Here is a 15,395-nt window from a genome sequence, read left to right as displayed (position 1 = left end):
AGTGCTATATTTCTGCTACTTTTATGCCGCTCATCCTTTATAATAAACACCGCATGATTTTTTGTTTATTTGCCCTATAGGCTATGTTATGACCTCAGCTTTACGCCATAATTTCAGTGCTCAACCTGCGACATCAACCAATCTTGCAGTGAATATATCGCAGGATAATTTAGTCGATTTGTCGCATAGCAATACCATGGCATTAGCATCTGTAGCGGATGTGGTCGTCACACTAACGGATGAGGCACAGCTTGATGCCTTTATGGCAAATTATGAAAAAGAGGCAGCACCTACTAAGCCGTTGTTTGTGCTCTCGGGCGGCAGTAACGTTTTATTGCCCGCACAGCTAAATGCGATTGTCTTGCGGCCACAGATGCGCGGTATTAGGGTGACAGCGCAGACAGACAGTTATGTCGATATCGAAGTGATGGCTGGTGAAAATTGGCACGACTTGGTCATGCATACGGTGGCTCAAGGTTGGTATGGCCTTGAAAATCTGGCACTGATACCAGGTTTGACTGGCGCGGCGCCGGTACAAAATATCGGCGCTTACGGTGTGCAGTTAGAAGACTGTCTAGAGTATGTGCGTGCTTATCATCTGCCAACCCAAACTTGGCATCAGCTAACAGCAGCAGACTGTGAGTTTGGCTATCGTGATAGTGTTTTCAAGCGTGCGCCCAATACTTGGCTGATTACGCGCGTTGGTTTTCGTCTGCATACCGATCCCAGAAAAATCCTTGCCAGCTACGGTGATGTGCAGACGGTTTCGCAGCGCTATGCCGAGCAGCGAGGACGCAGCCAGCCCAATCCTGCTGATGTCATGCAAGCGATTATAGATATTCGCCAGCAGAAGCTACCCGACCCCAAACAGCTACCCAATTGCGGCAGCTTTTTTCAAAATCCTATTATTCCTCAAGCGCAATTTATAGCGCTAAAAGCCATCCATCCTACCATCGTTGGCTATCCAATGCCCGATGCCATGGTTAAGGTGGCAGCTGGCTGGTTAATTGAACAGGCTGGTCTAAAGGGGCATGGGTTAGCGCCAATACTCACCCATCAGCAGCAAGCGTTAGTGTTGACTAATCATAACCCTTATCAAGCAACGCAAGCGGATGTGGCAAAAGCGCAGCAGCATATCGCTGACATTGTCTATGAGAAGTTTGCGATTGAATTGGCGCGCGAGCCGGTTTGGGTAAATGCTGACGGCTCTATTGGATTTGATGAGCATGTGGTCTAAGCGATCATGGTCCAAACGCTTATGGCGCTCTTATTTACGTTCAGCTGAGCGTATGATAAAGCTGTTTCGTATTATTAACGCCACTTTTTTGCTTGGCTCAACGGCCGTTATTCTCGTTCTTATCAGTTTGTTTACCCCGCTATTTTCGCAAGCGGTGGTTTATCTCTTAGCACATTTACCCTTACCAAAGATGCCACCTGCCGCCATGAGTTCTCCGCCGACCGCTTATGTGGTGTTGGGCGGCGGCTTGACCAATGACAATAACAATCAAACTATTCTCAATAGTTATAGCCTTAATCGCGCTCGTACAGCGGCAACCGCTTATCATGACTTGCCGCTACCTATTGTCCTGAGCGGCGCCGAAGCGCCTTGGCTTGGTCAGTGGCTTATTGACCATGGGATTGACGGGCTTATCAGCGAAAACGCCAGTATGAATACCTGTGAAAATGCGCGTTTTACTGCCAAGCGCATTCCTCTGTATCATGTGTACCTTATCACCGACAGCTATCACATGGCGCGCGCGCGCAGACAGTTTGCTTTAAATGGCATTAATAGCACGCCGATTAACGCGCCCTTACCGGTGCGCCGTGATTGGATGGAACCAGCGCAAAACTTAAGCCATTCGCGGCGGGCAGTTTATGAAGTTGCCGCTTACTTACGTGATGTCATTCGTCCGCAAACAAACTGTCGCCAAGCAAATGATGTGACCTCGCAGCAACTATTAACCCCAAGAGGTAATGTCGCTAAAAACCCTACTGAGCAATAGCCAGCTGGCATTTACTGTTTTAGTTTTAATAACATTAGGTACCTACTATTGCCCCATTATCCACTGTCTTATTTTTGAACTTTATAGAACATTTATAACACTTGCAATAAGTGTATAATATAAGAAACTGCTATGAAAGAGGTTTGCCATGCTCAGTATATTTTTATTAATTCCTTTAAGTTTAATGCTGTTCGTGGTCGCTATCTGGGCAATACGCTATGCGGTTCGATCAAACCAATTTGAAGATTTAGATAATGCATCGCAGCGCATTATCTTGGATGACCGACAAGAGCGTCGCCAAACCATTCAAGCCCACGAACCTAACGAGAATACCCCTCAAGCGCCGCAAACCAATGATCCAGCAGACTCCAACAGAATCGACGATTGAGTGCTACCGATTCACCTTTTACCGATATCGTCTTAATAAAGCAAATATCTATCAATAAAACTCAACCCTTTAGCCTTTTATATCTCATTTATACCTGACTGTTTTTATCATTTCTTTAGGGCAAGGATAAAAGCAGGCTCACCCTTTACCGTTTTTAGGAGAAACCCCCATGACCACAGCTTTACTCGTTGCGGCATTACTAATGGGATTTTTAGGTTCACCGCATTGCTTAGGCATGTGTGGCGGTTTGGTCGCGGCATTTAGTTTATCGATGAAAGATGTCAGCCCTGCTAAGCGCCGTGCTTTGATAGCGACCTATCATTTCGGACGTTTAAGCAGTTACGCATTTTTGGGCTTGGTTGCTGGACTTGTTGGCACCACTGTTTTAGAGCCGTTGATGACGGGCAACAGTATGCCTCGTATCCTATTGGGTTTGGTCTTGGTCTTTGTGGGCGTCACCATGCTTGGTGCGCCATTTTTAGCCAAACTTGAGCGCGTCGGCATGCGTTTTTGGCAATTCCTTAGTCCGCTTCGCCAAAAAGTATTTCCACTTAATACCTTCCCGCGTGCTTTAGCGGCAGGGTTATTATGGGGATTTTTACCTTGCGGCTTGGTTTATGGTGCGCTACTTATCGCTGTCGTTGCTCATAACCCACTGGGTGGTGCGGCATTGATGTTTGTCTTTGGTTTGGGAACTGTACCGATGTTGGTGGCTACCCACGAGACAGTTGGTTGGCTACGTGAAAAAATTGGCCGTATGCGTTTAAGACAAATTAACGGCGCTATCATGGTGTTATCTGGTTTAGCGGTTGCTTTTGTTCCTATGCTAATGGCTAGCATGCATGGTGGCCACGGCGGCGGTAATGGACATGGTGAGCATGCTCAAATGAATCATGGCAGCCACGCCGCTATGATGGCCGATAGCAATACTTCCTCTGAAGCGACAACAGCAACCACCGCCCATCATAATATGAACAATGTGCAGCACGAGATGACGCCCGCTATGAATGGCTCGATGGATCATAGTATGCATGATATGCCACATGATGCAGATAACGCTATGAATCACAATATGCATAATATGACAGATGAGCAGCAAATGAATAGCCATCATCACGAAGCTATGCCAGAAACTGCTCAATAGCAGCATAAAAAATATCATGACCCTATAAAAAAGCCCTTAACATCATGATGACGTTAAGGGCTTTTTTATGCAGCAATATTTATCAAAATAAAAGTTGCTTTAATAAAATCATTCCTGCCATTGCTCAAGGCGAAACTTGGTATCTAAATGCTTCTCTAGCGCTGGGATATTAAAAGCATCGTCTTCGCTGACAAAGCTGATACTGATACCGGTTTGTCCGGCGCGTCCCGTACGACCAATACGGTGTACGTAATCATCTGGCTGATCTGGCAAGGTATAATTAATCACATGGCTGACATCATCCACATGAATGCCGCGCCCCGCCACATCGGTTGCCACCAACACAGAAGCATGACCATCTTTAAAGCGTTGCAGATATTTTTCACGCTTTTGCTGAATCACATCTCCTGATAACATGACGATTTTATGCGCTTGACGCAGCTTATGATACAAACGCTTCACTTGGTCTTTACGGTTGGCAAAAATTATCACCTTCTCTACTGTCTCATCAGTGATGAAACGCTCGACCGCGGCGAGCTTTTGATCTTCGGTTAATAAGTAAAAATGCTGATCGACCAATTCACTGGTTTTATGCTCAGGCTCAATTTCTACAAATTCTGGCTCATGTAACCAGCGATAGGCAAGATTCATCACATCTTGGTTAAAGGTGGCAGAAAACAGCAAGCTTTGACGATCAGTATTCGGCGGCATACGACCAACCAAGCGTTTGATATCTGGGATAAAACCCATATCGAGCATACGATCCGCTTCATCTAACACCAACACTTCCACGCGATCGAGATAAACCATGCCTTTATGCATTAAGTCAATCAAACGCCCTGGAGTCGCAATTAAGATATCGACATATTGGCGCTCAAGCTCATGCTGCTGAGTTTCATAATTGGTACCACCCATGATACAAACGCTGTGAAGCGAAGTATATTTGGTCAGAGCAATACAGTCATCAAATATCTGCTGGGCAAGCTCACGCGTTGGCGCCATAACAACGGCTCTTGGCTCGCCCAAATAGCGTTTTTCATCGGCAGCAAAGGGGCGCTTAAGTAGTGCTTCCATAATAGTCAATAAAAACGTTGCCGTCTTGCCAGTACCGGTTTGCGCCTGTCCGATAGCGTCTTGATTTGCCAATGTATGCGGTAATATCTGTGCTTGAATGGGTGTCAATTCAGTAAAGCCTAAATCATTTACAGCTCGCAAAGTGGCATTTGATAACGGCAAATCGGTAAACGTCTTAAAAGTACTCAAAAAAAATATCCTTTTGTATAATTTGCCTGCCATTAATAGCATATCTGCGCTAAGCAGACAAACAATAAAACAAGCATGCATAAAAAAGCCAAGCCTAACATCTAAACTTACCAAATATGCTGCGTTTTATTCAACATAGGCAAGACAGACGGGCTTGACTTAGTAGTATATCAGTAGTTTGTAACGACATTATAGCCAAACGGCATTAATGTCAGTAGCAATTACTCTTCTACTTTTCTGACTTCTTCAGCTTGCAGGCCTTTTTCGCCTTCAACCACACTGAACTCGACTTTTTCGCCATCTTTTAAAGAGCGATAACCATCACCTTGGATCGCGCGGAAATGGACAAAAATATCTTCGCCGCTATCACGTTGAATGAAACCAAAGCCTTTTGAGTCATTAAACCACTTAACGATACCTTGCTCACGAGCTGACATAATATTACTTCCTAAAAAGTCACTTAACCCCAAATTCCTTTGCGACATTGCATATAAACGGGGTTGAAGATTATGAAATCAAAATGTAAGAGTACTACTTTACATACCATCATCGCCTCATAAAGCCTGTTATTACTCTCTTTATGAATCAGCGTATAGTAAATTCATCCTCACCAACATAAGCAACTATCAAAATACTCTAAGCATTATATTATTTGCTTATATCAGCACTAGCAACAAACAAGTAATATTTGTTGCGTAAAAAATATCATAGCATGGGTTTTTGGCAACATAAAGACTTTTCATATGATTTTTAGCCCTTATGGCAGTTTTTGCGGTTATTTTTATAACCATGCTGACAAACTGTTATGATAAAGGTCTAAAACATCGTATATTTGATGTATTTTCTTTCTTAAAATTTCAAAAAAGCACCGTCATAAAAGTACGGCGCCGCTTATTTTTAATAATAGCAACCCACTTACCTTAATAATTGTAGAGCCAACTATAACTATGACAACCACTTCTCAGCCAATAAAAGCAAATAGCAATCTACAACAAAATGATAAGACGTTGACGCACAAATTATTGCTGATCAATGGCGTTAATCTTAACCTACTTGGTAAACGTGAGCCAGAAATCTATGGCCATACGACCCTTGCTGATATTGAGAAAAACTTGATCGAGCGTGCCGCCAAATACGGTATCGAGCTGATTTGTATCCAATCAAACCATGAGGGCAAACTGGTCGATGAGATTCAATATTATGGTCTTTTAGCAGAAACCGCTGTACAAGTAGATGCAATTATTATCAATCCTGCTGCTTTTACCCATACCTCAGTGGCGATACGCGACGCGCTATTGGCAACACAAAAACCCTTTATAGAGGTGCATTTATCCAATGTTCATGCTCGTGAGCCGTTTCGGCAGCATTCGTATTTAAGCGATATAGCCGTCGGCGTGATTTGCGGTCTCGGGCATTTGGGTTATCAGATGGCATTGGATTATTGGCTAACCCATACTTATGCTTTAAAATTAGACGGTTAACGTAGAGATTATGACTTTATCTATATAAAGAAAACGTCAAATAAGCACAAGACTATTAGCATTGAAGTTGCGATCAAGTTGCTTTTGGCACATTAGTCAAACAGCAATGATATGATGAAAGTAATAATATTAGCGCATGAAAAACAACCCACGATATGGTGATATGAATGGCAAAATCGTCCGGAAAACGCTTTATGAAACTCGCTGGTATGACCGCAAGTATCGCCGGTAAAGCTGCTAAAAACTCATTAAAGCACCTCTCAAGTGACGAAGAAAAACGTCTAGAAGCGCGCTCAGCGCTGATGCAAGACGTCGGTGTGCAAATCGCTGAAACGCTTGGTGAAATGAAAGGCGCGGTGATGAAAGTGGGACAAATCGCCTCCCAATATAAAGACGTGTTTCCGCCTGAAGTGGCGACGGCTTTAGAAAAACTCCAAAAAGACGCGCCGCCGATGCCTTATGGACAAATACGCGCGCAAATTGAGCGTGAATTAAAAGCGCCTATTGCTGAGTTGTTTACCCAATTTGAAGAAGCGCCATTTGCCGCGGCGTCAATCGGCCAAGTGCACAGAGCGGTTTTGCCGTCTGGACAAAGGGTGGTGGTAAAGGTGCAGTATCCTGATGTTGATGAAAACTGCGATAGCGATCTAAAACAAGTACGCATGGCGCTAAAAATAGCTGGCGTCCTCAATATGAGTAAGCAGTTACAAGAGCAGCTGTTTAATGAGATTCGCCAAAGTTTGCATGACGAGCTCGACTACGTTAAAGAGGCGCACAATCTACAGGTATTTGGCGCCTTTCATGCCGATGATGAAGGGCTAATTATCCCTAAAGTGATCAGTAGCCATTCATCCAAGCGCATTTTGACCTTGACCGAAGAGATGGGTGAGCCGCTTGCTGTTGCTGCAACTTGGGATAACGACATTAAGCAAAAAATCGCTAAGCGCCTGTTTCATTTTAGCGCTGGACAGCTATTTGGTTTATACCGTATGCACTGCGACCCCCACCCTGGCAACTTTGCTTTTCGCACCGATGGTAGCGTTGTGGCTTATGATTTTGGTGGTATCCGCAGTTATAGTGACAGCGAAGTACAATTATTTCGCCGCTTTGCTAAGCATGCCTTAAAAGGCGATGTGACCGCGCTTGAGCAAGACTTGATTGCCCTTGATATCCGCCGCGATGATGATAAAGTTGTGCCGGGTGAATTTTATAAAGAGTGGTTAGAGATTGGACTTAAACCCTTATCCATAGAACCTTATCAGCAAGGCCCTTTTGATTTTGGCAGCAGCCAAACCCATCATGAAGCTATCGCCCAAATGCGCACCTCGTTAAAGTATTTTGGTCAGTTTCAGCCATCAGCAACGACGATGATGCTTGACCGTACCATTTCAGGTCAGTATTGGAATTTGGTCAATCTAGGCGTGGTTATCGACTTATCGCCGCTGGTTGCAGAATATATAGACTACTAAACATGGAGCGCATGACCGCAGCGATCGCAGAAATCCGCTCCTACGGCGTGACCGAATTTGCCACAGTTTGGACAGGCAATCGGGTTTAGCTGTGGGCGCATGTTACGTGCCAGCTCGGCGGTAAAAATACCTGTCGGCACAGCAATAATCGCATAACCGGTGATCATCACCATCGATGCAATTGCTTGGCCGATTGGCGTTTTCGGTGACATATCACCATAGCCCGTGGTCGTAACCGTCACCACTGCCCAATAAATAGAGATAGGAATACTGGTAAAACCATTTTCCGGCCCTTCTACCACATAGACAACTGAACCAAAAATAGTCACTAGCAAAACGAGTGATAAGAAAAATACCGTGATTTTCTGTTGGCTGGTTTTAAGTGCTGAGGCAAGAAAGCCCGCTTGCTGCATGTAGGTATTGAGCTTGAGTACCCGAAATACCCGTAAGATACGCAGGATGCGAATGACGAGCAGATACTGGACGCCGCCAAATACAAGGCTTAAATAGCTGGGTAATACTGACAATAAATCTACGATGCCAAAGAAACTAAACGCATAACGAAAGCGATTGGGCGCCGAAAACCACCTTAAAATATACTCAATGGTAAATAAAATGGTAAAAAACCATTCTGCATAACGAAATAGCGTACCATATTGCAAACGCATATATAGCACACTATCGAGCATTACCACGGCAACACTGGCCAAAATCGTAATCAACAATACGATATCAAACAGCTTACCCAAACGGGTATCCGTGCCTTCGATAATGATATGAATGCGGTTACGCAAATGGGTAATGGCTTCGGCGGTTGGTTGTTTCATAAAGTCGGTATAGTCACAAAATCAATGGTTATAAAAAACCGAACGCTTTAAGCTGATATGGGCAAGCTAAGGTTGGTCAAAATGCGCTAAAGTGGTTTATAATACTGCCAATATTTTACTAGCGGTTTTCATAGTCTCAGACAGTAGCCGCTCAAAACAAAGAAGATAGCAGTGTAGCAAAAAAGTGCGCCAAACGACATACATATCGCTAACTTGCCGATAGGTCTATTACACTCTATTAACCGCACAATCATATAATAACAATACCTTATCAAGTATAAAAAGTTGTTAACAAGGCATAGCCTACTAACTTTTTATACGCACTATAAACAACCCGTAAAACGTAAGGACGTCATATGGCAGGCCATTCAAAATGGGCAAATATCAAACACCGTAAAGCCCGTCAGGATGCGGTAAAAGGTAAAATATTTACCAAGATTATTCGTGAAATTGTTTCTGCTGCCAAGCAAGGTGACCCCGACCCTGATAAAAACCCACGCTTGCGTGCGGTAATCGAAAAGGCTTTATCAGTTAATATGACACGAGATACCATCAACCGCGCGGTGGCTCGTGGTACAGGCGGCGATGATAATGACAATATGGATGAAGTCAGCTACGAAGGCTATGGCGTCGGCGGCGTTGCGGTCCTGGTAGAAACCATGACTGACAATCTGAACCGTACGGTCAGTGAAGTGCGCCATGCCTTTACCAAAAATGAAGGCAATCTTGGTACCTCAGGCTCGGTCGCTTATCTGTTTACCAAACGCGGCGAAATCGTTTTTAACGATGTCAGCTTAGAAGAAGAAGTCATGCTCGCAGCTTTGGACGCTGGCGCGCTGGATATCGAAAACGATGGTGAAAGCTTGCTGGTTATTACTGAATGGGAAAATTTCGGTCGAGTAAAAGATGCGCTCAATGCAGCAGGGCTTGTCTCTGATAATGCCGAAGTCACTATGGCACCTGCCACCAGCGCTGAGATTGATAATATCGACGACGCGCTAAAAGTGATGAAAATGATCGATATGCTAGAAGATATTGACGATGTGCAAGAAGTCTATAGTAATGTGAGCTTTACCGATGCAGTCATGGCGCAGCTTGAACAGTAGCCTAATGTGTCTAAGATTTACCAGCAAAAAACCTTGGCAAATTTAATTAGCTTACGTCAAAAACCATATTATCCTTAGCAAAAAATAAAAACCAGACAGTGTCATACTCTCTGGTTTTTTTTGTTATTTGCATCATCCTTTATGGGTATTGTATCGTCAATAAGTCTGGCTACCAGATGAGATATTACAAAGCCTGCTCGTCAATGGCGTCGTTGCTGGCGTAGGTAGCGTCGTGGTGTTCGTACCACAAATCACCCTGCTATTTTTATTCTGGTGGTGTGTCAAAAAGTATGCTGATTAAAATTTGAATAATTTTTGAAGTCTTGAAAGCCCTATAGAATCAGAGAACTTCGCATAGATTTCTTATTGGCTTTTATCGCCAGCATACTTTTTAGAACACCACCTTTATTCTTATTAATACTAGAGGACTCAGGTTATTTACCGCGCGCCGCTTTTTTACTGGACCGTACTATTCCCGATCATAAAGAACGTTTTGTGGCGATTGCGGTATTGCCCATGCTGACGTGTTCGGCGCGTTTGCCGATTTATGCGCTGATTATTGCAGCGGTGATTTCCAATCAAACCGTCCTAGATGTTTTCAACTTACAAGGTATGACCTTATTTGTATTGTATATCGCCGGTATTTTTTCAGCGGCGTTTGTATCGTGGCTATTCAAACGCTTTCATAGCACGACGGCAAAAGCGGCAGCATTTCCCTTATTGATAGAGCTCCCTACTTATCGTCTGCCAAATATCAAACATATTGCCAGTGAGCTTTGGGACAAGGTAAGTGCTTTTTTAATGCGAGCCGGTACAGTCATTTTTGCGATGACGGTAATATTGTGGGTATTGGTGACTTTTCCCGCAGCCCCGATTGGCGCGACAAACCCAGCGATTGATTATAGTTTTGCGGGCATGCTTGGGCATATGATTGAGCCAATTTTTGCGCCCATTGGTTTTACTTGGCAGATGTGTATTGCTTTAATCCCAGGGCTTACCGCGCGCGAGGTCGTTATTGCCGCGCTTGGCACAGTATATGCGGTCGGTAGCATCGGCGATGAAGCGGTCAATCAGACGCTTATTCCTATTATTCATACGCAGTGGGGATTGGCTACTGCGTTTTCATTTTTGGCATTTTATGTTTACGCGCCGATGTGTTTGGCCACGCTAGCCGTTATTCGCCGCGAAACCAACTCTTTAAAGCAAACCATCGCCATAGCCAGCTATTTATTCGTATTGGCTTATTTAATGGCGTGGCTAACCTATCGGGTAACAGGACAAATTTTCGGATTTTAGAGAGGTAATGATGAGTACATGGGTCGAGTATTTATTGGTGTTTATGATGGTGGTTTTATCTATTTATTACGTATGGACCAAGGTGATATTTAAAAAGTCGAAGGATTGCAATGGCTGCGGCAAATGTTTTAAATAGCCAAAAAACTTATAGTCAGAATTTTTGGCTTAGTAAAGAAAAACCTTAGCGTTTAACCTCAGCCCCTTCGAGCGTCAGCAAGTATGTTTTTTTATCTAAGCCGCCGGTATAACCGCCCAATTTACCATCGCTCGCAATAACGCGGTGACAAGGAATGATGATGCTAAAGGGGTTTTTGCCATTGGCATTGGCGACGGCGCGAAAGCCTTTAGGATTACCGACTCGCTGCGCCAGTGTGGCATAACTAATCGTTTCACCATGCGGTATCTGTTGCAGCTGTTGCCAGACGCATTGCTGAAAATCAGTGCCTAAGCTTATGTCTAATGGCAAGTCGAATGCTTGACGCTTACCTTTAAAATACGCTGCTAATTGCTCAAGCGCTTCTAGAAGTAACGCCTCAGCAGGCTCGCTTTTGCTCAGGTTATTTTGAGCGATAAAGGTGAAATCCTCATCGACAAGCCCATAATGCTTTTTAAGCTTGGGAATAGATTTTGAGCTGTGCCAAGAATCACCCACCTGCAGCCAATTGACTTCGACCAGCTTAGGGCTGCTATGCTCATGCGTACTGGCAATCAACGCCAACTGGTGCGACTCAACCGCTGCGATGGTGACTATCATTATTCCTTCCTCTAAACACTCATAATTTTGACACTTACTTATTGTAAAAAACCTATAGAGCGCTACTCTTTATCGTCAGTCTCAAATAAAGCGGCGACAAACTGTTTTGGACTAAAGGCGCGCAAATCATCAATCGACTCACCGACCCCAATATAACGAATCGGCACATCCGTGGTTTCAGCGATATTGAACACCACACCACCTTTCGCCGTACCGTCTAGTTTGGTAATGGTAATACCGGTTAATGGCACGACTTCATTAAATAACTCGACCTGATTGATGGCGTTTTGACCCGTGCCAGCGTCGAGGACAATCATGCCTTCATGCGGCGCGCTTGGATCAGCTTTACGCATCACGCGCACGACTTTTTCAAGCTCGGCCATCAAGTGGGTTTTATTTTGCAAGCGCCCTGCCGTATCAGCGATTAACACGTCGATATTTTTTGCTTTGGCAGATTGCATCGCATCAAAGATAACAGAGGCGCTATCAGAACCATGACCTTGAGCAACGACAGGAATGTGATTGCGCTCACCCCAAATTTGTAGCTGTTCAGTCGCCGCGGCACGGAACGTATCGCCAGCCGCTAACATGACGGATTTTCCTTCACCTTGCAGGCGCTTAGCAAGTTTACCAATAGTCGTCGTTTTACCAACACCATTGACGCCCACTACCAAGATAACAAAGGGCTTTTTACTGGTATCGATGACTAATGGCGCAACTTTTGGCGTTAAGATATCGACCAGCTCAGTTTGCAGTGCTTTATATAATGAATGGGCATAAATCAAATCGCCACGGGCAGTTTGTTCAGTCAGGCTCTTAATAATACGATTGGTTGCATTGACACCGATATCAGCCACCAACAGCTGGTCTTCCACTTCTTCTAAGAGCTCATCGTCAATCTCTTTACCACCGATAAGGATACTAACCATCCCTTCGGCAAGATTTTTACGTGACTTACTCAGCCCCGTCTTCATGCGATTAAACCAGCTGCCTTTTTTCTTATTTTCCTCAGTCTGTTCTGACTGTTGCGACTCTTCTGGCGCTGTTGTCGGCTGCTGTAACTCAGTTTTTGCTTTATCAATAGCGCTGCTATCATTATTTTTAGAGGTGACGCTCGCACTATCGCCCAGATGATCTTGCAGAGGCATCGTAGGAATTGAAGTTATAGACTGCGACGCAACAGTATTTGTAGCACTTTTTGCCGTTGTTTCTACAGTACCCTCTATAGTATTTGCAGCAGGGCTTTGTTTTTCTTTCTCAATAATCGGCGTCGCTAGTGGTAGGTCTGCCGCTGTATCGGTAAGTGAAGTATCTTCAGGCTCATCGATGATAGGCACCGATTGCGCTGGCAGACTGGGTAAGGTAATATCATCGTCATCCAAATCATCAAGACCGCCGTCGAGGTTGATGACCACACGATTGCTATTATTGGGATTATTCATAAGCTTGCCCTAAAAGTTATCATTATCAGTAGTTTTTAAAATGATGTGCCGCCCGCCTTTGATGATTAACGGACGATTATTTTTAGCCTAGTTTAGCATAATTCAAGCGGCGCTTAGCCTTTAGCATCGTAGAGCATGGTTAAATTATAAAAACTCATAAATTCATAATAAAAACGCTTACTAATTAAGAATAACCTTCCTAATGATAGGTTTATAAATCATATAACTATCTAAGCAAGTTTCGCTTAAGGTTTGGACACAAAAATCTGACCTTTAATAAGCCAAACTTCGCCTACCCTTAGCATGATTATGCCACCCTATTTCGTTTACTTTACTTGGCCACTTATATTGGAAATGACCTATGTTATCACTATCGAACGATTATAAAAAAATGACCCAAATGGGCGCCGCTTTGCTTGTTGCTACTATCGCGTTGTCTTCAACTGGCTGTAGCACTACACAAGAATTTAAACCGACTGCTAGCGTGATGGTTGGAGCACACAAGTCTTTATAATGGCGTTATGTTTATCATAAATAGGCATATTCATCTAAGCATAAATATACGCCATTCTCATTTTATCACTCAGTCACTTATCAGCTACCTTTTATATAAGTAGAACCTATCATGCCCTCATCTTTACCTACTATCTCTTTACGCTTTGCCTGCGCTTTAGCGATGGCGACCACCCTTGCGGCTTGCCAAACCAGCGCAATTTCTTCGACAAATGAAGTTGCTACGACTAAAAATGCCGCAACAACACAGGTAGTGAATAAAAATCAAACGCTAGAAAATACCGAACAATCTTCAGCATTGACCATGGATATGTCTGGTCGCCATGAATACCAGCTTGAAAATGGCTTAAAGATAGTGGTCAAAGAAGACCACCGCGCGCCTGTGGTCATGACCCAAATTTGGTATCGCGTCGGCTCAGCAGATGAACCTCTCGATAAAGGCGGCATATCACATGTGCTTGAGCATATGATGTTCAAAGGTACCGCTGATGTATCAAGCGACGATTATGAGCGTTTGATTGCCAAATTTGGCGGCGTCAATAATGCCTTTACCAGTTACGATTTTACCGGTTATTACGAGCTATTCCCTGCCAATCGCTTGCCGTTAGCCTTAGAGCTAGAAGCAGATCGCATGACCAATTTGGTCTTTGATGATAAAGCGTTTGCCAAAGAGCATCAAGTGGTCATGGAAGAGCGTCGTCAGCGTACGGATGACAATCCGATTGCCAAAGCTTATGAGTCATTTCGGTTGCTGGCAATGCCAAACAGTCCAAAAGGCGAATCGGTCATTGGCCCTATGAATGAGCTAGCATCAATCACCCTTAGCGACTTAAAAGACTGGTACAAAACATGGTACGCACCTAATAATGCGACGTTGGTTATCGTCGGCGATGTCGAACCAACCGACGTATTAGCGCAGGTCAAACGCTATTTTGGTGAGCTAAAACCGACCGCGCTACCTAAGCGTCCTGTGGTCACACAAAAGGGTTTTCGCGGTTATCAGCAGGTAGAGTCTGAGCAAGCGGTACAAGTGCCGGTTTTATTGATGGGTTATAACGTACCCAGTCTGGTAACAGCGGGCGCTAACAATGAGAAGCAAGCGTATGCGCTGTCGCTTGCGCAAGATGTATTAGATGGTGGTTTATCAGCACGCCTTGAGAGCAGGCTGGTACGCGAGCAAGGACTGCTGACCACAGTTGGTACGTCTTACGATTTGCTCGATCGCGGCGATGGGCTGTTTTTGATACAAGCAACCCCGCGCGAAGGCGTCAGTTTAGCGCAGGCACAACAAGCCATTATCAATGAGATTAATAAGCTATCAACCGACCCAATTTCTGCCGATGAAATCGAGCGCGCCAAAACCAATACTGTCACCGGCTTGATATACGCACAGGATAGCATGGAAGGTCAGGCGCGTATGATTGGCTCGCTGCAATCTATCGGTCTTGATGACAGGCTACTGGCTAAATTGCCAACCAAGCTTGATAGCGTAACCATTGCGGATATCCAAGCGGCAAGTAAAAAGTATTTGGTTAAAGATAATTTAACGGTCATGCATATCATCCCGCCTAAAGAGACTGCTGCTAAAAATAACGTTAGCCAAAATAAGATGAGCAAAGACACTGTTAATAAAAACATTGCTACCGATAGCGCTACTAAAGAAACGGCTAGCAAAGCTAAATAACATCAATGTGCTACCCAATTAACTT

Annotated in this window: 15 protein-coding genes; 10 read left to right on the top strand and 5 right to left on the bottom strand. The window is 44.2% G+C overall.

Features of this window, described 5'->3' with window-relative positions; all coding sequences use genetic code 11:
• Nucleotides 1-88: 88 nt before the first annotated feature.
• The 4 genes from murB to ACPEGP_RS02405 all read left to right on the top strand — a co-directional run bounded on the left by murB (nucleotide 89) and on the right by ACPEGP_RS02405 (nucleotide 3,535).
• Nucleotides 89-1,237, top strand: a complete 1,149-nt coding sequence (gene murB / locus ACPEGP_RS02420; protein ID WP_423813815.1) for a UDP-N-acetylmuramate dehydrogenase — start codon at nucleotides 89-91, stop codon at nucleotides 1,235-1,237.
• Complete coding sequence (locus tag ACPEGP_RS02415) at nucleotides 1,227-2,003, top strand: YdcF family protein (protein WP_201590916.1); 777 nt, start codon at nucleotides 1,227-1,229, stop codon at nucleotides 2,001-2,003. The genes murB and ACPEGP_RS02415 overlap by 11 nt, the downstream gene beginning before the upstream one ends.
• A gap of 148 nt (nucleotides 2,004-2,151) precedes the next feature.
• Nucleotides 2,152-2,391: a cbb3-type cytochrome oxidase assembly protein CcoS gene (ccoS, locus tag ACPEGP_RS02410; RefSeq protein WP_068405191.1), complete on the top strand. Its 240-nt coding sequence runs from the start codon at nucleotides 2,152-2,154 to the stop codon at nucleotides 2,389-2,391.
• Nucleotides 2,392-2,560: 169 nt separating this feature from the next.
• On the top strand, nucleotides 2,561-3,535 hold the full coding sequence (locus ACPEGP_RS02405; RefSeq protein WP_201542734.1) for a sulfite exporter TauE/SafE family protein: 975 nt from the start codon (nucleotides 2,561-2,563) through the stop codon (nucleotides 3,533-3,535).
• Nucleotides 3,536-3,643: 108 nt separating this feature from the next.
• Here the strand turns inward: ACPEGP_RS02405 and ACPEGP_RS02400 are convergent, their stop codons facing one another.
• Together ACPEGP_RS02400 and ACPEGP_RS02395 are read right to left on the bottom strand one after the other, a co-directional pair.
• Entirely contained in the window at nucleotides 3,644-4,831 is a 1,188-nt protein-coding gene (locus ACPEGP_RS02400) for a DEAD/DEAH box helicase (RefSeq protein WP_305935445.1), read from the bottom strand.
• A gap of 188 nt (nucleotides 4,832-5,019) precedes the next feature.
• Complete coding sequence (locus ACPEGP_RS02395) at nucleotides 5,020-5,235, bottom strand: cold-shock protein (RefSeq protein WP_068405185.1); 216 nt, start codon at nucleotides 5,233-5,235, stop codon at nucleotides 5,020-5,022.
• A gap of 510 nt (nucleotides 5,236-5,745) precedes the next feature.
• On the opposite strand from ACPEGP_RS02395, the gene aroQ reads away from it, so the two are divergent.
• Nucleotides 5,746-6,279 (top strand): type II 3-dehydroquinate dehydratase, encoded by a 534-nt coding sequence (gene aroQ / locus ACPEGP_RS02390; protein ID WP_068405182.1) that lies wholly within the window; start codon nucleotides 5,746-5,748, stop codon nucleotides 6,277-6,279.
• 167 nt (nucleotides 6,280-6,446) lie between these two features.
• The gene (locus ACPEGP_RS02385; RefSeq protein ID WP_423813814.1) at nucleotides 6,447-7,748 is read left to right on the top strand and encodes an ABC1 kinase family protein; all 1,302 of its coding nucleotides are present in this window, start codon (nucleotides 6,447-6,449) and stop codon (nucleotides 7,746-7,748) included.
• Here ACPEGP_RS02385 and ACPEGP_RS02380 read toward each other — a convergent pair.
• Nucleotides 7,745-8,575, bottom strand: a complete 831-nt coding sequence (locus ACPEGP_RS02380) for an ion transporter (RefSeq protein WP_191689982.1) — start codon at nucleotides 8,573-8,575, stop codon at nucleotides 7,745-7,747. The two genes, ACPEGP_RS02385 and ACPEGP_RS02380, sit on opposite strands and share 4 nt — an antisense overlap.
• A gap of 356 nt (nucleotides 8,576-8,931) precedes the next feature.
• Here ACPEGP_RS02380 and ACPEGP_RS02375 point away from each other — a divergent pair, with 356 nt between their 5' ends.
• The gene (locus ACPEGP_RS02375) at nucleotides 8,932-9,681 is read left to right on the top strand and encodes a YebC/PmpR family DNA-binding transcriptional regulator (protein WP_102077564.1); all 750 of its coding nucleotides are present in this window, start codon (nucleotides 8,932-8,934) and stop codon (nucleotides 9,679-9,681) included.
• A 366-nt stretch (nucleotides 9,682-10,047) separates the two neighbouring features.
• Nucleotides 10,048-10,977, top strand: a complete 930-nt coding sequence (locus ACPEGP_RS02370) for a nucleoside recognition domain-containing protein (RefSeq protein ID WP_423813813.1) — start codon at nucleotides 10,048-10,050, stop codon at nucleotides 10,975-10,977.
• A gap of 181 nt (nucleotides 10,978-11,158) precedes the next feature.
• Here the strand turns inward: ACPEGP_RS02370 and ACPEGP_RS02365 are convergent, their stop codons facing one another.
• Nucleotides 11,159-11,731: a methylated-DNA--[protein]-cysteine S-methyltransferase gene (locus ACPEGP_RS02365; RefSeq protein ID WP_068405174.1), complete on the bottom strand. Its 573-nt coding sequence runs from the start codon at nucleotides 11,729-11,731 to the stop codon at nucleotides 11,159-11,161.
• 62 nt (nucleotides 11,732-11,793) lie between these two features.
• Entirely contained in the window at nucleotides 11,794-12,705 is a 912-nt protein-coding gene (gene ftsY, locus ACPEGP_RS02360; RefSeq protein ID WP_223808455.1) for a signal recognition particle-docking protein FtsY, read from the bottom strand.
• Between the two features lie 829 nt (nucleotides 12,706-13,534).
• Here ftsY and ACPEGP_RS02355 point away from each other — a divergent pair.
• Both ACPEGP_RS02355 and ACPEGP_RS02350 read left to right on the top strand, forming a co-directional pair.
• Nucleotides 13,535-13,687 carry a hypothetical protein gene (locus tag ACPEGP_RS02355; protein WP_156508480.1) on the top strand — a complete coding sequence of 51 codons (153 nt, stop codon included), beginning with the start codon at nucleotides 13,535-13,537 and terminating at the stop codon, nucleotides 13,685-13,687.
• A 111-nt stretch (nucleotides 13,688-13,798) separates the two neighbouring features.
• On the top strand, nucleotides 13,799-15,370 hold the full coding sequence (locus tag ACPEGP_RS02350) for a M16 family metallopeptidase (protein WP_423813812.1): 1,572 nt from the start codon (nucleotides 13,799-13,801) through the stop codon (nucleotides 15,368-15,370).
• The last annotated feature ends 25 nt before the right edge of the window (nucleotides 15,371-15,395 follow it).

It is taken from the genome of Psychrobacter sp. 219-2-C, from assembly GCF_049560815.1.
GTDB lineage: Bacteria > Pseudomonadota > Gammaproteobacteria > Pseudomonadales > Moraxellaceae > Psychrobacter > Psychrobacter faecalis.
Note: the sequence above shows the minus strand (reverse complement) of the source record. Positions and strands in the feature narration are given on the sequence as shown.